Below are 18992 nucleotides of genomic sequence, written 5' to 3'. Positions count from 1 at the left end.
CCCGCTCACACGGTGCCGCGCCGCCGGCTCCCGGCGGCGCGGCACCCGGGCAAGGGCATGTGCCAAGGCCCCGTGTATCGGATGCGACGGATCACTCACCGGGGGGTGAGGTGCTTGTGCGGCCGGTGCCGGTCGGCGATGCGTGGGAGGTCGCCGGTCCCGTGTCGAGGAACTCGCGGATGGCGAAGCCGACCAGGACCACGACGACGATCCATACCACGACCGCCGCGGTCGGGTAGCTCCACGTCGCGAGGACGACGGCCGCGATGGCGAGAATCCCGGCCCCGATCCAGCGTTTGTAGTGGTTGACGAAGCGGCCGACCGGCCCGAGGCGCAGCCCGTGTGCCGTCGAGGCGTCCCGAAGCGCGCCGATCGCCGACCTGCAGGCGGTGCGGATCGAAACGGCGACCCTCGACGGGCCGATCAGGAAGGCGCCGACGGCCGTCACCAGTGCGGTGACACCCACGGCGCGGATGGCCGCGCGCAGGAAGCGGATCAGGGTGTCGTAGATTGAGCCGGCGGCGGCCTGGGACGCTCCGGGCGGCAGATGGTCGAGGTAGAAGGACCGGAAGACCGTCAGCACGACGCCCAGGAAGAGCATGGCGACGGCCACCCCGACTGCCGCGCCGATCAGGCCGCGCCGCCGGTTGACGGCGGTGAACACGCCGGCGGCGGCGACCAGTACGGCGATGATCGGCAGCCAGGTGCCCATGATCTGCAGGAGTCGGAAGTAGGTCTTGACCTTGCCGACGTCCTTCGAGGCGAACACCACGAAGTTGGTGTGTACCTCCGGGATCTTCGCCGCGGGTCCGAAGCCGGAGCTCACCAGCTCGTCCTTCACCTTGGCGACGAACGGCCCGATGTCGATGGCGACCTGGTTGTTCTCCAGCGAGACCGCGCCGCCGCCCTTGCCCGTCAGGGCCTTGTCGAGCGTGGAGTGCACGGCCCGGTTGGCGTTGACCCACAGGGTGGCGAACTGGTCGCTGGTCACCACCTTGTTCACGGTGCTGCTGACCAGCTGGGTGAGGCCGCTGGTGATCGGCCCGGTCAGGTCTCCGATGAGTTTGCCGAGCCGGGGTGGCGCACCCTGCTCGGTGGCGGCCTGGGAGAGCTGGTCCACCACGGCCTTCACGTCGATGTGGGACAGGACCTCCGTGGTGACCCGGTTGGTGACCGCGGCCTGGACATCGGGGTCGCTCGCCAGCGGCGCGACGGTCGCGACGTACCGGTCGGTGTCGCCGACGATGGAGTCGGTCCACACGGCGACGACCGCGAGCAGCGCCAGCAGGGAGGAGATGACGATCAGTACGACCGAGCCGGACGTTCGAAGTAGGTGGTGACGTGCCCGGGGCGGTGGTTTCGACGCCTCGAGCGCGGCGAGCCGCTGCCGCAGTTCGTCGAGCTCGGAGCGGTCGCCCGCGGTGAGCGGGGGCTCGGGCGCGGTGTGTGGGGGTCGGCCGGTTTCGGGCTGTTCTCCGTCGGACCGGCCCTGCTGCGGGCTGTTGTCGCCCGTCGGATCGGAAGCCGGATCGGGCTGGCCGCTCGGCATGGCATGCTCCCTGCGTCGGGTCCTCTGGCAGAGGCGGTTGGCAGTCGCACTGACGACGCGCCTTTTCCAGGAGATACTGTGAGTGATGCATGCGCTACTGGCTGTGCTCGCTCGGGTGAATCCCCGTGCGCCTGCGTCGACGGCCGATCCGGAATCAGACTGGAGGCGGCGGCCGGGCACCGGCGGAGGACCGCCGTGTGTCGCGCCGGTCCGGGAGCGGGAACGGCCGTCAGTCGAGCTCGCTCGCGGCTCCACGGACGGCTCGTCGATCTCCTGGGAGCTGACGTCATACCGCCAGGCGACCCGCAGGATGAAGCACCCTTCGGCAGTCCCGGCTGAACGGCCAGTCTGTGTCGGCCGACCGGGCCGAGGCCGCGTCGGTGGTCGAGCTCTGTGTGACCGACCATTCGACAGGGCGGTGCGAAGTGAACCAGCGGTCCAGCCCAACCAGCGTCCGAGTCCAAGCCCACGACGAATGAGCGGGATCGGCCGGGAAACGGAAGCCGTTGTACCGCGGGGGCCCGGGTTGCCCCCGAGCCCTCAGGGACGCAGCCACGCCCCCGGGTTGAGAGACATTCACATCAACGGGCCGGACACCTATGGGAGTCGACGCCGCCCAACCCCCACCGAGGGGCAGGCCGGCAGCCGGCGGCGCCGTCGGACACGATCATGGGTGCGCGGCTCCACGGCCCTTGACGGACGCGCTGTTGAACCTGCACGCACGGATGGCAGGGCACAAGTAGCCGGCGATCGTCCTCACCTGCCTCGGCCTGTGGATCGTGGTCAGGAGCCTCTACGAGCTCACCTCCTGAGGTCGCGTCGGGCGGGAGACGCAAGCGTCAGGGGCAGTCGGTGGCCGGGTCGTCGTGGACGAGCGCGCAGACCATCTGCGCGCCGCGCCCGTGATCGGGGTAGGCCCTGAGTAGCTCGGCTTTGAAGTCGTTCCACTGGCGGGTGATCTCGGCGGTCGCTCCGGCCGTCGCATGGCGGAAGTTGTCGCCTGTCTTCGAACGGTCGGATGCGGCGGTGTCCTTGTTCAGAACCCGGTTGTGGGGGACGCGGCCGTCGCAGTCGGCTGGTTTGACGCCGGTGGAATCGATGTCGGTGTAGCAGCCGGTGGCAAGATCCGCGGGGATGTGCTCGCTCGCTTCCCGGGTCCAGTCGGCGTCCGTCATGGTGCTGTAGCGGCGTATGTCGAGGAACGGCGCGAGGCCCGTGCGCTCCAGGCCGGGCGGGTTGTCGAGGCCGATCGGGCCGGGGGCGGCCCGGTCGCTCCAGTTGGAGTGCGAGTAGAAGTCCTCGATCGGGTGCCAGCCGCGGCCGAGCTGCTCGAGCACGGCACATTTGGCCCGTCCGGGCCGTCCGTCCCACGTGCAGGGTGAAGACAGGTCGCTCTGGTCGGCGCGCACTTCGCCGTCGGCGTCGACGAGGCCGTCGGCGGCCCGGACCGCGTTGCGGAAGCGGGTGACGGATGTGCGGATGCAGGCAAGGAGCTCGGTCGTGGCCTCGTCCCGGGTGCGGGGGTAGCCGGTGGCGTAGCGGGGGCCGAGGTAGTCGGCGTTGTCGCAGTGAAGGGGTCCGACGTTGAAGTAGGGACGGTGGTCGTCGGCATTGACCGCCCCGTCGCGCGCGTCGGCCATTGCCGTCAGCGTGATCGGTTCCCAGGGCAGTGCGGCCCGGGTGATGTCCTCGTGGTTGTCACCGGTGAAGGCATGGGCGGGGCCGCTCGGCACGGCGGTGAGGGTGGCCGCCAAGAGGGCCGCGACGGCTACGGAGGCGGTCCTGGGCGGGCCGTACAGCAGGCGGTGGGGCATACGGAGCTCCAGGCGTACGGGGGCATGGAAGCAGGGGCCCGACAGGCACCGATCGTGGTGCCCGCCTCGGTCCCGGCGGCCGTGCTTCCATGCTGCGTGTCCGGCCCGGCCCACGCATGCGCGCAGCGGCTAAGGCGACGACTCCGGCGATCGAGGCTGGGCCAACGGGATCCGCTGGGTAAGAAACAGGGCATGAGCGCGGCGAGGGCGAGGATGGCGAGCGCCGCGCGCAGGCCGTCGATCCTGGCCTCGGCGCTCGCGTCCACCGCCGCCTGGGACTGCTCCGGGTTCACGCCCGCTTCGTCGAGAGTGGTCTCGAGCCGGGCGTCGGACAGGAACGGCGCGCCGCTCTGGAGCTGGACGGTCGCCTGGCTCGTGACGCTGTCCGGGACTGCGGGGTTCGCCTCGATGGAGGTCAGGAAGGACGTCGTGAGTGTGGCGAGCATGATCGATCCGGCGAGTGCCGTACCGATCGAGGCGCCGAGGTTGGTGACGGCGTTCCGTACGCCGCCGACTTCCACACTCCTGTTTGACCGTCTCTGCGGTGGTGCCGACATCCCATGTGACGGTGCCGTCGCTGACGTCCACCGCGCCCCGGCCGTGGCCGGAGAACGCGTGCACAACCGCGTTGTGCGCGGCGCGGTTGGCATCGGTCCACATGGTCTCGAACCTGTCGCTCTCGACGAAGTGGGTCACCGCCTTGTTGACCACGTCGTTGACGGCCTCGTCCGCCCTTGGCGGATGGGCCGTGTGCCGGTGCCTCGTGGGGTGGTTCGCACGGAGGCGGCTCAGGCAGGCTTCTCGATGACGCGACAGCCCTGAACTGCGGCAGCCGGTCCGGTATGCGAGGAATAGACCATGCACGACGTGGACTCCTTCGGCCACCAGGAAACGGAGAAGCGGAGCACATGACACGAGACACTTCCTCCTGCTGCACCCCCGGCCGCCGCCCGGAGACGCCCGGTGATCCGGAAGCCTCGGCTCTCTCGACACGGCCGGCCGAGCCGTCCGGTGTGCCCTCCGCCGGCCCGCGACCGATCCGGCTGGACGGTGGCTGGTTCCGGATGGGCAGCGATGACGCGCTCGCCTACGCCGCGGACGGCGAGGGTCCGGTGCGGCGGGTCCGGGTCAGCCCTTTCGGCATCGAACCGCACTGCGTCAGCAACGCCCGCTTCGCCTCGTTCGTGGCCGCCACCGGGCATGTCACCGATGCCGAGCGCTACGGGGCCTCGTTCGTTTTCGGCGGCCTGCTGCCGGACGACTTCCCGCCCACCCGGGCGGTCGCCGCCGCCCCGTGGTGGCGCGAGGTACTCGGCGCCGACTGGAGGCACCCGCACGGCCCCGATTCCGACCTCGACGGACGCACGGAGCACCCGGTGGTGCACGTGTCCTGGAACGACGCCCTCGCGTACTGCACCTGGGCCGGCCGAAGGCTGCCCACCGAGGCCGAGTGGGAGTACGCCGCCCGCGGCGGGCTCGAACAGCAGCCCTTCCCGTGGGGCGACGAACTCCGCCCGGACGGCCGGCACCGGATGAACGTGTGGAACGGATCCTTCCCCGACCAGAACACCCTTGAGGACGGCTACCTCGGCACCTGTCCCGTGGACGCCTTCCCCCCGAACGGCTACGGGCTCCACAACATGACTGGCAACGTCTGGGAGTGGACAGCCGACTGGTTCGACCCCGTCTGGCACGCCACTGGCCCCCGCGAGGACCCGGCCGGCCCACCGACCGGCACCGCGCGCGCCCTTCGCGGCGGCTCCTACCTCTGCCACGCCTCGTACTGCCGCCGCTACCGGGTCTCCGCCCGGATGCCCAACACGCCCGACTCCTCCACCGGCAACATCGGCTTCCGTTGCGCGGGCCCGGCTGATGGATGACCGACACGGAGGGCCCCCTCTGCGATGCTGGGGTCACTCGCGCTGGTCGACCCGCTCCGCGGGGACTGCGGCAGGCACGCGGGCGCACGCCCGGATCGCTCGCCCCGGCCGTACGGTCCGCAATGCGACCGGAGCACCGGACGGGCTCGACCACCTGTTCCTGGCGGGAGTCGCGGTCCCGGCGTGCGTCGCGGCCTAGCACGGCGCCCCTGGCCGCGCGGGTCCACTTCGTGTGACCTGGGTCGGCCGGTGAGGCTCGGATCAGCGCCGGTCCCGGCGGTCCTCCCGGCGGTCTTCACGGTCGTCCCGGCGGTCCTCCCGGCGGTCACTGCGGCGGCCGACCCCATGGGCGACGACAGCTGCCGTGCCGGCGACGGCCGCCGTGCGAGCGACAGGGGCGCCGATGACCCCACGTCGCCCTCTGCGCATCGGTCCGATAGGCATCTCATTCTCCTTCTTCGTCGGCTTCGATCGAGGCCAGGATCGCCTGGATCGGAATACGTCCGTTGGCGATGAGCTGGCCTCCCGAGCGGCGTGCGGCGGAGGCGAAGGGCCCCGCCCACACGTTCTCCCAGACCAGCACGCCCGCTGTCGTGCCGGGCTCCATGGCGGCGGCCAGGTTGACGACGTCCTCTTCGGCGAGCAGGCCGGCCAGCTGCGCCTCCGCGGCGCGCAGTTCGCCGACGCTGTCTGGGGCATCGACCTCCATGACGTCGATCTCGCCGTCTGCCCCCTTCGTCAGGATGACCAGGTCCAGGACCCGGATCGTCCCCGAGGTGACCAGCTTGTCGAGTTCTTCGGCCATCTCGCCGGTGAAGTGCGAGGTGGCCGGCGGGAACTCGACCACGACGTAGTCGACCGGTCCCAGTTCGTCGGTGTCAGGTGATGTCATGTCTGCGTTCCGTTCTCTCGATGAGCACCCGTTCGAGAATGGGGGCCTTTTCGGCAGCCGACGGGTCAGAGGCCTCACGGTCGGAGTTGCCTGTCTCTTCGGCCGGTCCGGCGCAGAGCGCCCACATGACAAAAGTGTCGACGGCGATGGGCACGGTGTCCCCGAAGAGGTGGAAGGGCGGCCAGAAGGCGTCGGCGATCATGGCCGGCCCCGCGCGCGTGATCGGGATCGGTCCTCGCTCGTCGGATTGGGTCCCTCGGCAGGCTTTCCCACGTGCCAGCCTCGCACGGTAGCTGTGGGCCCGCATCCTGGCTGAAGTCCGGGACTGGAGGAGGCAGATGCCGTCTGCGGGTGGTGCGGCGGGGCGGCATCACGGGCGGCATCAGTGGCCTCCATCGGTTGTCGCCCAGAGAGGGGCGGCGTACACCGACGCGCACGCCGGCAGCCATCGACACCCGCATCGGCACACGTCCCGCCCACTACACCCGAGGCGCCTCCCTGGGCGCACGCTGCGGCATCCGAGCTGCCGTGTCATCCCCGACTGCGGCTGGGAGGCGCACTGCTCAGGTCCACAGCAGACTTGCAGCATGCTGATCGCATTGCTTGCCGTGCTGGGAGTGAACCTGATCGTGATTGTCTTCCTGATGACTGGAGTGCTGGCGCGTCGACGTTGGATCCGCCGTCAGCCGAACTCCTTCAAGGGGGCGATCCGGGTGGTCGACGGCGAGGTGGCGGGGTTGTCCGCCAAGTGGCGGCGCGGATACGGCCGCTGGGTACGCGATGTTCTCGTCTGGGAGAAGGCACCTTTCCTGTTCCGAAGCGAATTCGTCCTGGCGGACCACCTGGCGGACCCAGAGCGAGCGGCCGAGCCGGGCGAGGTGAAACGTCTCGGGAAGAGCGTCGCGGTGGTGTCCCTGGCGGTTGAGGGTTCGTCAGGACGAGCAGAGCACGCAGGAGTTGGGTGGCGTGGGCGGGATCGGTACGGAGTTTGGTGAGGATCCGCCAGTTCTTGAGGTGGGCGAAGCCGTGCTCGACCGGTGCGCGTCCGACGGCGAGGACGCGGTTGGCTTCCTTCTGACCGGCGGTGACTTTGTGGGTGCGGCTGGCGGTGTAGCCGGTGACGATCACGGGGTCGCGGATGTCGTTGTCCAGGCCGCGGAAGCCGAGGTCGGCCAGAGCGCCGAGGCCGGCGGCACGTAGGTGGGCCAGGATGTGGTCGTGGCGGGCGGCGGTGTTGTCGTGGGTGCGGCCGGGCCGGGCGGCGGAGATCCAGATCAGGCGGCCGTTCTCGTCGGTCAGGGCGAGGAAGTGCAGGCCGTGGCTGCGGTGCTTGCCGGAGTAGTTGCGACGGTCGGCCGGTCCGGTGCGGCGCTGGTGCGGATGAGGGTGCCGTCGATCAGAACCACCTCCCCGCCCTGATTGACGACCTTCTTCAGGGCGCGGTCCAGGCGCGGCGCCTGGGCGGCGAGCAGGGCGATCAGCTCGTCCCGCCGGCGTTGGACGGTGGACTCGGACACGTCGTTGCCGCCTGCCATGTCGGCCAGACGTTCGTCGTGGCGAAGTACGGCCAGGACGATCACCGCGATCTTCCCCGGTGGCAGGATCCGCCACCGGGACCTGATCGCCTTCAGATGGCGCCTGAGCAGATCGGCGAGGTGGTTGACGGTGCGCGTGGACAGCGACAGACGGCACTGGTAGACAATCGGGCAGGTGTCCTCGGCGTGCTTCTTGGTATTCGTCACACAATTCCAACGGCCGCCGGGGGCAACCTGGTTACGCCCGTGCCGCACCGCTCCGGGCGGCGGTGCCCCTGGTCACAGGCGCGTGGTGAACCGGCCGTCGGGGCGTTTCCGCAGCCAGCCGCGATCGACGAGTCTGACCAGCTTGCCGCGTAGCGGTTCCAGCTTGGCCCGCACACGGATGTCGACGCCCACCGCCTCGCCGACCTCGCGGGCCATGACCGGTCCCGCGGCCTGCCGCACAACGGTGAGAATGCGCTGATAGTCCGGCGGCAGCGTGCTCTCCTCCACGCCCGGTTCGCGGTGCGGGATCAGCATCACCGCTCGTCCGGCCACCTGCCCGGGCGCCGGCAGGTTTGAGGCGCGTTCCTCGGCGAGCTGCCCGGACACCCGTTCAAGGACCCGTTCGGCGACAGCGAGCTCATCCCGCTCAGCCCGCACCTCCGCCAGCTCCTTGGCCAGCCGTTCTTCGAGTTCGTCCAGTTCCGCGCGCCGCGCGGTGATCCGTTCCAGCAGCTCGGGATCCAGCATGCACAGATCGTAGAAGCCCGTTGATGGGGTTTTCCGGAAATGGGTGTGATCGAGTGGCTTTGTTCACGAGCCGACAGCGCCTGTACACGGGTTTGGGCAGCACTCGAAGCTCTGCAGACGTCGAGCAATTCATGGCTTCGGGCAGCACGGGTCCCTGCCAAGAGTCTGGCAGGGGCCCGTGGTGTAGGGAGCCGAGGGGGGCTGGGACCCGTCCCTAGATGAGCAGCATCCTGGCCAACACGGCTACCGTCTGCTGGTGGCCTGACGGCCCGGCGTCACTTCAGGTGTCGGGTGAAGAACTGGGCCGCGGCGTCCCCCGCGAACTGCGGGACGCCGGTGTGCCCGCCCATATTGGCGTGCAGCGTCTTCTCCTGGGAGCCGAAGGCGTCGAACAGGTCCAGGGCCGCCTGCCGGTCGTTCCCTTCGTCGTCCCACTGCAGCAGGACGTGCAGAGGGATGGTGACCTGGCGGGCCTCCTCGAACATGGCGCGAGGGACGAAACTCCCGGCGAACAGAACAGCGGCCGAGATACGCGGCTCGACCACCGCCAGCCGGGTCCCGATGGAGATCACTCCCCCCGAGTACCCGACCGGGCCGCCGATCTCGGGCAGCGACAGGAGGGCGTCCAGGGCGGCCTGCCATTCCGGGACCGCCTTGTCGACCAGGGGGAGGATAAGGGCGTCGATGATCTCGTCGCTGACCGGGCCGCCGGCCTCCATAGCCCGGCGCAGGTCGGCGACGGCCTGCTCGGCTGCGGGCAGGCGGGGCCGGTCGCCGCTTCCGGGGAGCTCGATGGTGGCCGTGGCGAAGCCGTCCGCCGCGGAGTGCCGGGCCCGGGCCAGCAGCCGGGGGTACATCTTGCGCAGCCCGAGAGGAGGGGGGCTGAGCAGGATCAGCGGCGCCGGTGCGGATGCGGATGCAGATCCGGGCGTCCACAGGATGCCGGGGATCTCGCCGAGGGTGAATTCGCGCTCAAGGACAGCGTCGTCGAGACGCTGTTCAGAAGTGAATTGCATGGTCATGCCTTTCGGGAGTGCCATGGAACGGCGCTCCCGGACGACCTACCGCCCGACCGTGACCCCGGAGGGGAGCACCCATGTCGATACGTTCACGGGTACCACCTCCTCGCTCTCTTGCACGGCCTCCGGAAACGTAGCAGTGGCTGCCGTGGTTCCGCCAACGGGTTTTTGAGGAGGCTCTGCGGCGGAACACCACGGCGTCGGAGTCACGCCTGTCACTGGTCGGGAAGCGCACGTCCGCCACCGATTTCGAGCATCGGAAAACCGGCAACCAACCGCTGACGGACGATCTACTGCGCAGACAGCCGCCCATGACCAGCGTGAGCACCCTGAGCGCCGATCACACCAGCCCTTTGACCTGCTACTTCAAGTTGGCGGGGGCTCAGTGTCCGAGAGGAACGACGCCAGGCCCTCCGGTGCTCGGCGACGGTGATGCGGTCGTTGGGAGAGGTGGCGTAGCGGTGGCGACCGCGGGAGCGAGATTTAGGGCTGACGTAGCCACCGTCCGGTGCCACGCTGGAGGGAAGGGCTTTGCTGCAGGGCACTTCAGGGAGGCGATCATGGGCCGCGAGTATCACTTTCATTGCGAGCATGCCGGCTGCTCGGTCACCGTGGGCTTGCGGATAGGTGGGAGGCGGGAGCTGGAGCTCCTCGTGGACGGGAAGCAGGTCGCCGCCGCCCGCGCCCATGGCCACCACGCCCAGAAGGCGGTGATGACCACGATCCTGCCCACCGAGCCGCCTCGCGGCATCGAGGTCGAGGTGACGCTCCCGGGCGCTCTTGGCGACGATCCGGCAAGCACCCTGCTTGCGGGTGGCGAACGCATGCCCATGGCCGCCCGGGAGGTGCCCCGGCGGGCGCGGCCGACGGAGGCCGACTGGTACTCCTGACCGTGTCGGGGCTCCTGAGACGGCGGGTCAGTCAAGGTCTCCGCCGCCGGAGACGTCTGTGGCTGGGCGACGGGGGCGGACCGCCACGGCGCTGTGCCGGTGACACGCCTGCGCAGCGCCCGCAGGCAGGTGTCATGCAGCCGGATCCGCAGGACGCGGCTCCGCGCAGGTAGCGCGCTGAACCACCCCAGCGTCTCCGGGAACTCCGCCTGTTGGCCGGGTGGCCAGGGCGGCGTCGTGGTGGGCCTGTTCGCTTCGGTGTCCGGGTCGAACTGAGGGTCGTCGACCGCGGGCCCGGAGTCCCCGACGAGGCCAAGGACCGCATCTGCGGCGCCTTCCAGCGCTACGGCGACGTCCCACGCGGATCGGGCGTAGGTCTCGGCCTGGCAGTGGCGCGGGGCTTCGTGGAAGCGATGGGCGGCACCCTGACGGCGGAGGACACCCCCGGCGGCGGCCTGACCATGACGGTGAGCCTGCGGATGGTCGACGGCTCCCCACCGTCCCTCCCGGACCTGGCGGCCGAGACGACCACCTGACACGGGCGGGCCGGGGTCAGTCCCGGTTCTTGTCAGCCGATGCCTCCAGCAGCCGCTCCAGCTCGCTCCCGGCCTCGTCGTACCCGGCGTCGGAGATCCGTTGCAGCTCGCGCAGGTCGCCGACCGCGACCGCGCGTCGGGTGAGGAGGAACCCGGCGTGCAGGGCTCCCTCGTCCAACAGTTCGCTCAGCTCGTCGAGGTCACCGGCTGCGTCGAACGACGTGTGCATAGGGTTCCACCACACCACGCTGCGCACAGGCTGGGGAGGTACTGCCGGCCTTGGCACGGGCCGCTTCGCCGTCTCATCTCCCTGGCCCGGGCACCTTCCGGATGCTGGTCGCGGCCCTGCTGCTGCCACTCGGGGCGTGGCTGTGCCTGCGCACCCTGTGCCCCGCCCGCGGCTCTCTGCTCGGTCCGATCCTCGCCGCGCGCGGCATGCTCCTCACCCGTGTTGCACCGGCCACTCTCGCCGCGACCTTCACCATCACACCGTCGCCGGGACCGCCGCATAGTCCGCGCTGGCGATGGCAAGCCCCGAACCCGCCGCGCCCGGCTGGGGGCTCAAGTCATACCGGGACCGAAGGCCGGGAGCCTCATTGCGAGGCCACGCAGACGGTAACGGGGGATCGCTGACCGTGCCGAACCCGGTCGATCGTGGCAATAAGGGCAGCAAGCCTTACGTGCTGTCCGATGCCCAGGGCATCCCGCCGTCGTCCAACACCGTGTACGCGTTCACCGCGAGGTACGAGGTGTTCCAGGGCTTCGGAGACTGCGTCGATAGCGGCAGGGGAGATGAACGGTTCGTCGCCCTGGACGTTGATGTACGCGTCTGCCGGCAGGCGCGCCGCGCACTCCGCGACGCGGCCCGTACCGGTGAGGTGCTGGTCCGTGCGCATGCACTCGATGCCCAGCTCGTGGCACACCCTCTCGATGCGCTCGTCATCAGTGGCGACCACCACGCCGTCGAGACGCTCGGCCTCCAGACAGCGCTGGTGGACGTGCCAGAGCGGCTTGTCCCCGAGCTGAGCGAGGGGCTTTCCCGGAAACGCCACATGATGGCGCCGTGCGGTATTCGGTGGTGCGGTCGTGGTGGCGGCCACGGCGTACTCCCGTTCGTGAGTGTCAGGAATGGGTGGGGCGAGGGAGGAGGGCCAGGTCGGCTCGGGTGGTCGGGGCGGCGGAGTCGTCGAGCGAGCGCAACCCATGGCTCCTCGGCTCTGCCGCGTGCAGCTCGGAGGCCAGAGCCTGCATGTGGGCGTGCATGCCGTTGTGAAGGTCGATCTGGGGCTTCCAGCCCAGGACCTCCTGGGCGCGGCCCCGGTTGGCACGAGTGGTGAGGACGTCGCCGCTGCGAGGGTGCTCCTGGTGAACCTGGACCTCGTGCCCGGTGAGGCTGCGCGCAATGCTGATCACTTCGAGAAGGGAGGCGCCCGAACCGCCGCCCACGTTGATCACACCCTGCGCCGTCGGGACGGTGGCCGCGGCGATGGTGGCCGAGACTGCGTCGTCGACGTACGTGAAGTCCCGGCGCTGGTGACCGTCACCGTACAGACGGAGTGGTTGACCGGTCAGGGCCGCCGTGAGGGCACGGCGTGTGAACATGTCCTGCCGCTGCCGGGGTCCGTAGACGGTGAAGTACCGCAAGGCGACGACGCTGGTCGGGCAGTGGGCCTGTGTGGAGTGCGCGAGGCAGAGCTGCTCCTCGGCGAGCTTGGTGACCGCGTACGGGGACGTCGGCTGGGGCCTGTCGGTCTCCAGGCTCGCACCGCCGTCCGTGGCGCCGTAGACGCTGGAGGACGAAGCCACCACGAGTCTGGGCACGCCCATGCGGGCGACGGCGTCCATGACGCGATGGGTTGCGAGGATGTTCGAGGCGACGTAGTCGCTGAACTTCGGTCCCCAGGAGGGGCGTACCCCAGGGATACCGGCCAGGTGGAAGACGGCGTTCGCTTCCACGAGAAGCGGCTCGATCGCACAGCTGAGGAGGTCGGCGGTGACGTGCATGTATCCCGGGATCCCCTGCAGAGCGGCGAGGTTGGCGGCGGCCGTGGGGTCGGTCGCCGGGTCGCGCCGGTCGACGCCGATGACGATGGCGCCGGCCTGGACGAGGGCGCGCGCGAGGTGGGAGCCGATGAAGCCGGCGGCGCCGGTTACGACGGCCCGACGCGGGACGGTGGTGGTCAGGTGGACGGGCGAGTTCTGTGACACGGGAATCTCCAGAAGGTGGCGAAGGGAGACGTTCAGGAGAGGCGGGCCAGCACGGTGCGGCCGTGGGTGCTGAGGGCGGGGTCGTCCTGCTCGTGTCCACGCACCAGGGCGGTGACGGCTTCGATCGCGCCGAAGGACTCCAGCAGCCGCTGTTCGGTGTCGTTCAGCGGCTGTCCGTACCCGGCGAAGAAGGCCGTGCGGAGGTTGGGTGCTGCCTGCCAGCGGCGGAACTCGAGCCGGGCGAAGTCGCGGATGCGGGCGTCGCGGCGCATGTGCTCGAAGTCGCACAGCCCGAAGGTGTCACCGACGAGCCAGTTCCGCGGTTGGTAGTCGAGGTGGCATGCCGCGCTGTCCATGGGCGTGTTCGCCAGGTCGTCGGCGCTGTGGCTCAGGCCGTTGCGTTCGACCGCGGAGATGAGGCCGGCCCGGTCCGCACGGGCGATCCAGTCGCGCAGTCGCTGGGCGAGTTCCGTGCCGACGGCTCCGCTGGGCGGCACCGAGGTGGCGCGGTGCAGCTTGCCCAGCACGCGACCGGCCTCGTAGTGGGCCAGTTCGTCCTCGGGCGATCCCGGTGCGAGTGTGTCCGCCCGTATGCCGGGAACGGCGGTGAGCAGCAGCGTGCACGTCATGTCCTGCTGACCCACGACATGGGGGGTGTGGCCGACCAAGTGGGCTCCCCAGGCGAGATAGGCCCGGAGCTCTCGGACGTACCGGTCGCGCTCGCTGTGCTGCTTGGCGAAGAACTCGTTGCCCTCGGCGTCGACCAGGCGCAGGACTCGGGACGGGAGGAGCGGGTCGTGCACGACCCGAACGGCTCCGAGCGCGCCACGGGCCAGGTTCAGACGCGGGTCGTCGAACAACGTGATCACGAGGCGGCCTCCTGCGCTAAGGCGGCCAGGTGCTCGGTGTCGTTGTGGCGGTCGAGCATCCACCGTCCCTGCCCGAGTCGGTTGAGGTGGTACTGCCAGCGGGTGATGGACCCATGGGAGACCGCGAACCCGGCCGGTGAACCGATCGGGAGCACCAGGAGCAGGGTGTGCGCGACGATCACGGTCTCGCCGTGTGCGGCGAACAGAACGGCACCAACCCCTTCCTCTTCAGCACCGTGCCCGCCTCGGGAGCATGTCCAGCCCGTCCCGGCTCCAGTGGCTCTCCGTTCCCACCCACCTGCCACACGGCCGGTCCACCCTCATCAAGGACGCGGTGGTGGTCGACCCGCAGCTGGCTCGTCGGCGCGTCACCCACATGCTGACGCAGTACTACGCGAAGAGTCCCGACTGGCCGATGCTCCGCTACGGGCTGGACCCGGTGCTTCACCGGTTCGGGGGCGGGAGCGTGGCCGATGTCGCCGAGGAGTCCACGAGGCTCTTGCTCAGCTTGTTGGGGTGGAAGGGGCGCATTCTGCGGAGCAGCCGCCTGCCGGCCCGGGCGGAGCGCTCGGAGCGGCTCGCAGACCTCGCCGCCGTCACGGGCGCGCGCGGCTACCTGTGCGGACCCGGTGGAATGCGCTACCTGGCCACCGCGCCGTTCGACGTACATGGATTGAGCGTTGTGCCCTTCGTGACTCCCAACACCGGCGTTTGGAGGGACGCTCGCGAAGCGAGCTCCGTGCGGCCCCTCATGACCGCCGGGGTTGCAGCAGTGGCCGACGAAATACAAGCCATCGCGTCCTGCCACCGGTCGCCCGTGGGCTTGGCGTGAGACGCGCTGCTTCTGTTCTGTGCCGTCGTGGTTCGCGAGCCCAGCACGGCGTGACCTGACCTGCGGCGGGCAGAGCTGTGCAAGTCCAAGATCTGACTATTTGGTGTTGTCGCAGGTCAGGGGCATCATGTGCCCCCCCTCAGGTCAGTAAACGGTCAGCATGCGTCCCGGACGTGTCCCCGCTTGCTGACCTGCGACCTACAGTGCGGCGCCTGAGTGGGTTCTTGGGCTGGAACGGATGGTGCGTACATGGCCCGACAGCTCGCCCGCGGCATGGGGTCCTTCTTCAAGGACTGCGGCTGCTCCAAGCCCACCCGCTGCCCCCACCCGTACTCGATCTGTTTCCGCGACGCGCTCGGCAAGCAGCGTGAGGAGTCCGGCTACGCCACGCAGAACGACGCGATTGAACGCCTCACGCATCTGTATGCGGAGAAGAAGACCACGGCGCCGTCCGTGGCGGCGGCCCGCCGCGAACTGGGGCAACTAACCGTCGAGGAGTACGCCAGGCAGTGGCGGCCGCGGCAGCGCCGGATGACGGACTATTCCACGGGGGAGCACGTCGACAGCTCGATCAACGTCCACATCGCTCCGCGTCTGAGAGCGCGGAAGCTGAACTCAGTCAACCCGATGGTGGTCGAACGGTTCCTGGACGAAATGGAGGGCGACGGGGTCGGCCGGGGCAACCAGGTCAACATCTTCCGGGTACTCAAGACGATCCTGCGGGACGCGAATGCCAAGGGGGCCATGGCGGACGATCCGGCGCCCGTCTGCTTGCGTAGGCGGGCGCGTCTGGACCCACCATGGAGGCCGTGATCGTGGACCCTGCCGCGGATGCTCGTGGTGTCGCCTCCCAGCACCTTCTTCGGGTACTGGTGGTGCACGCCTCGTATGGCCGCTGACCAGCGGAAACGACCTCGATTCGGCCAGGCCGCAGGCGGCTGGTCCGCGAATGGCCCGGATTTTGGTCACGGGTTGGGCTCCTTGACCGATGGCCCGTGGCGGCGGCGAGCCGACACGCAAACGAGTGGCGGGCCAACAGGCCTCCACGGCGCACGCCTCGATCCAACTCTTCGATCAGAGCTGCGACTTCGCAGATGCGCCGACGTCCGCCACGGCTGGCCGCGCTCCATCTCGGTCCTGGACGAGGCTGACTCACACATGGAACCCGCAGGTCTCGGACCCCCCGCGCCCCTTGGGGGCGGGGAGGCGGGCGGTCGAGCAGTGTGCTTCCCCGTCCGCTCGCTTCTTGGCCGTGACGTTCTGTGACGCCAGGCGCCCAGGGGGCCACGAGGACGGTGGCCGACCGGATCGTCAGGTCCCGCTCGGTCCCGTGCTCGCCGAGGGCGGCTCGGGCGGTTCCTCGAGGACGCTCCACGCGATCGGACCCAGCAGGTCCGCCAGGCGCTGGAAGACGTCGATGAGCATGTCGTCCACGGTCAGGACACCGACGATCCGGTGACCGTCGAGGACGGGCAGGCGGCGGAACCCGGACCTGCGGAAGGTTTGGTAGGCGACGTGGATGTCGTCGGTGACGTCGACCGTGATCACGGGTGAGGTCATCACCGAGTCCACCCTCTCGTCGGCGTCCCATCCACGGGCGACAGCGCGCACCGCGAGGTCCCGGTCGGTGACGATGCCGCGGAGCGTTCCGCCTTCCGTGACCAGGACTGAGCCGACCTCGTACCCGGCCATCTCCCGGGCGGCCTGGCCCAGGAGTGTCCCCGCAGGAACGGAGACCGCCGGACGGCTCATGACCTCGGAGACCTTCATCCCGCCTCCAGGTAGGGGCGGCGGAAGACCAGAGGGCCCGTGCCGTACGGGCGTACCGCGGCCAGCGCACGGTCGACCGCGGCCTCCAGAGGGCCGCTGGTGTCGACCGAGACGGCCTCGGTCCACGGCGACTCGCGCTCCGCCATGGCGATCGCCACGTCGAAGTCCGCGTCGGACGGTCCGGTCGTGCGGGCTTCCAGGCGCGCAGCCGCCGTCGCCTCCGGGGCGTGACAGTGCAGGGCCACGAGGTCGGCTCTGGTGCGTTCGGCCATGCGCTGTGCGGCCTCGCGCTGTGCGGCGTTCGACCAGGTGGCGTCCAGTACGACGGACTCGCCGCAAGACAGCAGGGCGGATGCGCGATCGAGCAGGGCCGCATACGTCCTGGTGGTCCACTCCGGTGTGTACAGGCCCTCGCCGTACGGGGCGGCGGCGGGCTGGTCCGCCGGGATGCCGGCGAGTTCCTTGCGTACGCGGTCGCTGCTGAGCAGCGTGACACCCAGGCGGTCGGCCAGCGCTCCGGAGAGCGTGGACTTGCCGCTGCCGGGGAGGCCGCCGACAAGGGTCAGGCCGACGGCGGACGTGCGCAGATGGCGCAGGGTCGCCGCGATCAGTCGCCGCGCCGCGAACTCCGCGCCGGGAGCACCCTGGCGTGCCTGGATCAGGGAGACCTTGGCGCGGACGAAGGCACGGTAGGCGACGTAGTGGTGGCGCAGGGAGGGGGGCGCGGGATCGCCGGAGTACTCGCTGTACCAGGTGAGGAAAGAGGCCGCCGACTCCGGTGCGTCGAGCTGTTCGAGGTCCATGGCCAGGAAGGCGGCGTCGTCGAGACCGTCGACGTAGCGGAGGTGGTCGTCGAATTCCAGACAGTCCAGGACGCGCGGGCCGTCGTCGAGACAGAAGATGTCCTCGGCGAGCAGGTCGCCGTGCCCGTCGACGATACGGCCCTGCCCGACGCGCATGTCGAACAGCGGGTCCCGGCCGGTGAGGTACTTTCGGACCAGCTTCTCGATCTCCTCCAAGCCGTCGGGCAGGGCCATGCCTTCGGCCACCAGGTCGCGCACCTGTGCGAAGCTCGCTTCCCAGCGCGACGACAGGGCGTCCCGCGTGCCCTGGGCGTCGACGTCCGCTGTGCGGGGTGCGTCCGCGTGCCGGGTGGCGAGGAGGCGGGCCACTGCCCGCAGGCAGTCGCCGACGTCCGCCCCTTCTCGCACGAGCCGGGACAGACGGCGGTCCGCCGGCATACGGCGCATCACCACGAGAGGTTCAGGTGCCTCTGTGTGTGGGGCACGGATCTCGCCCACGCCCAGGTAGACGTCGGGCGCGAAGCGCCGGTTGAGCGCGACCTCACGTTCACACGCGGTCCGCCGTGCCGCCACGGCGGTGTAGTTCAGGAACGTGAGGTCGACCGGCTTCTTGAGCTTGTAGGCGCGATCGCCGACGAAGAGTACGACTGCCGTGTGGGTCTCGATCACCTCGGCCCGCGGGAGCGAGCCGGTGTCGAGCCCGGTGCCCGCCCCAAGCGCGTCCTCGTGATCCGGACGGCCCGCCGTGGCCTGCCCCCTTGTGTCGTCCGGTTCAGTCACCCGGACGCTCCTCGGCCGCGCTCTTCCGTGGTTTCCGGACGAACTCCGAAGGGACGCATGCCGGTTCGAGGGCTGGCTCCATGGCGACCGCCTCCTTAACCGTGCGATGACGGGACGGACGGGCGTGCGGGCGTATCCGCAGGGGAGCGCACCGCTTCCCCTCAGAGAAGTACCTCAGGTTGTTCCATCGCGCACGCGGGCCGCGACGAGCGCGCCTGCCGTGGCGGACCTCCCGCCGATGACGACGTCACTCCGTTGTGCCGGAGGAAGGGCCCTGACTGCTCGTCGGGGGCAGGCCGGCCAGGACAAGGTCGACGGCGGCCTCTGCCCAGTCGGCACGACCGCCACGTCCGGCCATGTAGTCGGCGTAGAAGGGGCCGAGAAGCGCGGAGACGGCTGCTTCGAGGTCGGTCCCGAAGCGGATCTCGCCTCGGTCGCGGGCCTGTTCGAGGACCTCGCGCAACAGGGCGCGCCTGGGCAGGACGGTCCGTTCACGCAGAAGAGTGAGGAGTTCGGGGGTGTGGGCCTCCTCGGCGAGGCAGGTGCCGATGAGAGCCATGCCGCGCACGCGTTCGACGGTAGCGGCGAAGTCCTGCAGGATGGCGATCAGGTCGGAGCGGGTGTCCCCGCTCGTGGGCGGGGCGTCGGCCATGCGCAGAGCGGCGAGGGCGGCGGTGAGCAGGTCGGCCTTGGTCTTCCAGCGCAGGTGGATGGTGGACTTGCTGACCTGCGCGGCGGCGGCGACCTGGCTGAGGCTCATGCGCGTGTAGCCGTGCGAGGCCAGCAGCTCCAGCGCCGCCTGGAGGATGGCGGCGTCCTTCTCGGCCGATCGCGGCCGCCCGGCACTTTTGCTCTCCGTATCACCCATCCCGTCAGGATA

General features: G+C 70.0%; 20 protein-coding genes and 3 pseudogenes. 6 read left to right on the top strand and 17 right to left on the bottom strand.

Features of this window, described 5'->3' with window-relative positions; all coding sequences use genetic code 11:
* Positions 1-91 precede the first annotated feature (91 nt).
* The 3 genes and pseudogenes from AB0F56_RS13690 to AB0F56_RS13680 all read right to left on the bottom strand — a co-directional run.
* The gene (locus tag AB0F56_RS13690; RefSeq protein ID WP_362008086.1) at positions 92-1549 is read right to left on the bottom strand and encodes a hypothetical protein; all 1458 of its coding nucleotides are present in this window, start codon (positions 1547-1549) and stop codon (positions 92-94) included.
* Positions 1550-2388: 839 nt separating this feature from the next.
* The gene (locus tag AB0F56_RS13685) at positions 2389-3363 is read right to left on the bottom strand and encodes a hypothetical protein (protein ID WP_362008083.1); all 975 of its coding nucleotides are present in this window, start codon (positions 3361-3363) and stop codon (positions 2389-2391) included.
* A gap of 129 nt (positions 3364-3492) precedes the next feature.
* A pseudogene (locus AB0F56_RS13680) lies at positions 3493-3936 on the bottom strand (MFS transporter); the annotation flags it as partial.
* A gap of 335 nt (positions 3937-4271) precedes the next feature.
* On the opposite strand from AB0F56_RS13680, the gene AB0F56_RS13675 reads away from it, so the two are divergent.
* The gene (locus tag AB0F56_RS13675) at positions 4272-5243 is read left to right on the top strand and encodes a formylglycine-generating enzyme family protein (RefSeq protein ID WP_362008080.1); all 972 of its coding nucleotides are present in this window, start codon (positions 4272-4274) and stop codon (positions 5241-5243) included.
* A 445-nt stretch (positions 5244-5688) separates the two neighbouring features.
* Here the strand turns inward: AB0F56_RS13675 and AB0F56_RS13670 are convergent, their stop codons facing one another.
* The 6 genes from AB0F56_RS13670 to AB0F56_RS13645 all read right to left on the bottom strand — a co-directional run bounded on the left by AB0F56_RS13670 (position 5689) and on the right by AB0F56_RS13645 (position 9421).
* Positions 5689-6135 (bottom strand): DUF6325 family protein, encoded by a 447-nt coding sequence (locus AB0F56_RS13670; RefSeq protein ID WP_362008077.1) that lies wholly within the window; start codon positions 6133-6135, stop codon positions 5689-5691.
* Positions 6122-6337, bottom strand: a complete 216-nt coding sequence (locus tag AB0F56_RS13665) for a hypothetical protein (RefSeq protein WP_362008074.1) — start codon at positions 6335-6337, stop codon at positions 6122-6124. Before AB0F56_RS13665 ends, AB0F56_RS13670 begins: the two co-directional genes overlap by 14 nt.
* Positions 6338-6831: 494 nt before the next feature.
* Positions 6832-7449, bottom strand: a complete 618-nt coding sequence (locus tag AB0F56_RS13660) for a transposase family protein (protein ID WP_362008665.1) — start codon at positions 7447-7449, stop codon at positions 6832-6834.
* Entirely contained in the window at positions 7431-7877 is a 447-nt protein-coding gene (locus tag AB0F56_RS13655; RefSeq protein WP_362008705.1) for a hypothetical protein, read from the bottom strand. The genes AB0F56_RS13660 and AB0F56_RS13655 overlap by 19 nt, the downstream gene beginning before the upstream one ends.
* A 72-nt stretch (positions 7878-7949) precedes the next feature.
* On the bottom strand, positions 7950-8405 hold the full coding sequence (locus AB0F56_RS13650) for a hypothetical protein (RefSeq protein WP_362008071.1): 456 nt from the start codon (positions 8403-8405) through the stop codon (positions 7950-7952).
* Between the two features lie 275 nt (positions 8406-8680).
* On the bottom strand, positions 8681-9421 hold the full coding sequence (locus AB0F56_RS13645; RefSeq protein WP_362008068.1) for an alpha/beta hydrolase: 741 nt from the start codon (positions 9419-9421) through the stop codon (positions 8681-8683).
* A gap of 656 nt (positions 9422-10077) precedes the next feature.
* On the opposite strand from AB0F56_RS13645, the gene AB0F56_RS13640 reads away from it, so the two are divergent.
* Complete coding sequence (locus tag AB0F56_RS13640) at positions 10078-10314, top strand: hypothetical protein (protein WP_362008065.1); 237 nt, start codon at positions 10078-10080, stop codon at positions 10312-10314.
* A 257-nt stretch (positions 10315-10571) separates the two neighbouring features.
* Positions 10572-10850 (top strand): annotated as a pseudogene (locus AB0F56_RS13635) (sensor histidine kinase); the annotation flags it as partial.
* Between the two features lie 16 nt (positions 10851-10866).
* Here the strand turns inward: AB0F56_RS13635 and AB0F56_RS13630 are convergent.
* Complete coding sequence (locus tag AB0F56_RS13630; RefSeq protein ID WP_362008062.1) at positions 10867-11079, bottom strand: hypothetical protein; 213 nt, start codon at positions 11077-11079, stop codon at positions 10867-10869.
* Between the two features lie 77 nt (positions 11080-11156).
* Between AB0F56_RS13630 and AB0F56_RS13625 the strand changes: the two are divergent.
* Positions 11157-11330 (top strand): annotated as a pseudogene (locus AB0F56_RS13625) (sulfite exporter TauE/SafE family protein); the annotation flags it as partial.
* Positions 11331-11443: 113 nt separating this feature from the next.
* Here the strand turns inward: AB0F56_RS13625 and AB0F56_RS13620 are convergent.
* The 4 genes from AB0F56_RS13620 to AB0F56_RS13605 are packed head-to-tail and all read right to left on the bottom strand — an operon-like array spanning position 11444 to position 14109.
* The gene (locus tag AB0F56_RS13620) at positions 11444-11950 is read right to left on the bottom strand and encodes an NTP transferase domain-containing protein (protein ID WP_362008059.1); all 507 of its coding nucleotides are present in this window, start codon (positions 11948-11950) and stop codon (positions 11444-11446) included.
* 22 nt (positions 11951-11972) lie between these two features.
* The gene (locus AB0F56_RS13615) at positions 11973-13058 is read right to left on the bottom strand and encodes an NAD-dependent epimerase/dehydratase family protein (RefSeq protein ID WP_362008056.1); all 1086 of its coding nucleotides are present in this window, start codon (positions 13056-13058) and stop codon (positions 11973-11975) included.
* Between the two features lie 32 nt (positions 13059-13090).
* Positions 13091-13927, bottom strand: coding sequence for a phosphotransferase (locus AB0F56_RS13610; protein WP_362008053.1), 837 nt, complete (start codon positions 13925-13927; stop codon positions 13091-13093).
* Positions 13924-14109, bottom strand: a complete 186-nt coding sequence (locus AB0F56_RS13605; protein WP_362008050.1) for a hypothetical protein — start codon at positions 14107-14109, stop codon at positions 13924-13926. The genes AB0F56_RS13610 and AB0F56_RS13605 overlap by 4 nt, the downstream gene beginning before the upstream one ends.
* A gap of 71 nt (positions 14110-14180) precedes the next feature.
* On the opposite strand from AB0F56_RS13605, the gene AB0F56_RS13600 reads away from it, so the two are divergent.
* Both AB0F56_RS13600 and AB0F56_RS13595 read left to right on the top strand, forming a co-directional pair.
* On the top strand, positions 14181-14759 hold the full coding sequence (locus AB0F56_RS13600) for a WbqC family protein (RefSeq protein WP_362008047.1): 579 nt from the start codon (positions 14181-14183) through the stop codon (positions 14757-14759).
* Between the two features lie 249 nt (positions 14760-15008).
* Entirely contained in the window at positions 15009-15572 is a 564-nt protein-coding gene (locus tag AB0F56_RS13595; protein ID WP_362008045.1) for a hypothetical protein, read from the top strand.
* Between the two features lie 498 nt (positions 15573-16070).
* On the opposite strand, the gene AB0F56_RS13590 is transcribed toward AB0F56_RS13595, so the two are convergent.
* The 3 genes from AB0F56_RS13590 to AB0F56_RS13580 form a co-directional block, all read right to left on the bottom strand.
* Positions 16071-16529 carry a CBS domain-containing protein gene (locus AB0F56_RS13590; protein WP_362008042.1) on the bottom strand — a complete coding sequence of 153 codons (459 nt, stop codon included), beginning with the start codon at positions 16527-16529 and terminating at the stop codon, positions 16071-16073.
* The gene (locus tag AB0F56_RS13585; RefSeq protein ID WP_362008662.1) at positions 16526-18001 is read right to left on the bottom strand and encodes an AAA family ATPase; all 1476 of its coding nucleotides are present in this window, start codon (positions 17999-18001) and stop codon (positions 16526-16528) included. Before AB0F56_RS13585 ends, AB0F56_RS13590 begins: the two co-directional genes overlap by 4 nt.
* A gap of 358 nt (positions 18002-18359) precedes the next feature.
* Positions 18360-18980 carry a TetR/AcrR family transcriptional regulator gene (locus AB0F56_RS13580; protein ID WP_362008040.1) on the bottom strand — a complete coding sequence of 207 codons (621 nt, stop codon included), beginning with the start codon at positions 18978-18980 and terminating at the stop codon, positions 18360-18362.
* Between the last annotated feature and the right edge of the window lie 12 nt (positions 18981-18992).

This window comes from Streptomyces sp. NPDC026092 (assembly GCF_040638605.1).
Lineage (GTDB): Bacteria > Actinomycetota > Actinomycetes > Streptomycetales > Streptomycetaceae > Streptomyces.
The sequence above is the reverse complement of the archived record's forward strand: the minus strand, read 5'-3'. Positions and strand labels throughout refer to the sequence as shown.

Bases quoted from the DNA above. Each gene is read 5' to 3' on its own strand.
- AB0F56_RS13630 (WP_362008062.1), bottom strand. From the start codon at position 11,079: ATGCACACGTCGTTCGACGCAGCCGGTGACCTCGACGAGCTGAGCGAA.
- AB0F56_RS13675 (WP_362008080.1), top strand. From the start codon at position 4,272: ATGACACGAGACACTTCCTCCTGCTGCACCCCCGGCCGCCGCCCGGAG.
- AB0F56_RS13600 (WP_362008047.1), top strand. From the start codon at position 14,181: ATGTCCAGCCCGTCCCGGCTCCAGTGGCTCTCCGTTCCCACCCACCTG.
- AB0F56_RS13645 (WP_362008068.1), bottom strand. From the start codon at position 9,421: ATGCAATTCACTTCTGAACAGCGTCTCGACGACGCTGTCCTTGAGCGC.
- AB0F56_RS13665 (WP_362008074.1), bottom strand. From the start codon at position 6,337: ATGATCGCCGACGCCTTCTGGCCGCCCTTCCACCTCTTCGGGGACACC.
- AB0F56_RS13580 (WP_362008040.1), bottom strand. From the start codon at position 18,980: ATGGGTGATACGGAGAGCAAAAGTGCCGGGCGGCCGCGATCGGCCGAG.
- AB0F56_RS13595 (WP_362008045.1), top strand. From the start codon at position 15,009: ATGGCCCGACAGCTCGCCCGCGGCATGGGGTCCTTCTTCAAGGACTGC.
- AB0F56_RS13590 (WP_362008042.1), bottom strand. From the start codon at position 16,529: ATGAAGGTCTCCGAGGTCATGAGCCGTCCGGCGGTCTCCGTTCCTGCG.
- AB0F56_RS13685 (WP_362008083.1), bottom strand. From the start codon at position 3,363: ATGCCCCACCGCCTGCTGTACGGCCCGCCCAGGACCGCCTCCGTAGCC.
- AB0F56_RS13650 (WP_362008071.1), bottom strand. From the start codon at position 8,405: ATGCTGGATCCCGAGCTGCTGGAACGGATCACCGCGCGGCGCGCGGAA.
- AB0F56_RS13670 (WP_362008077.1), bottom strand. From the start codon at position 6,135: ATGACATCACCTGACACCGACGAACTGGGACCGGTCGACTACGTCGTG.
- AB0F56_RS13690 (WP_362008086.1), bottom strand. From the start codon at position 1,549: ATGCCGAGCGGCCAGCCCGATCCGGCTTCCGATCCGACGGGCGACAAC.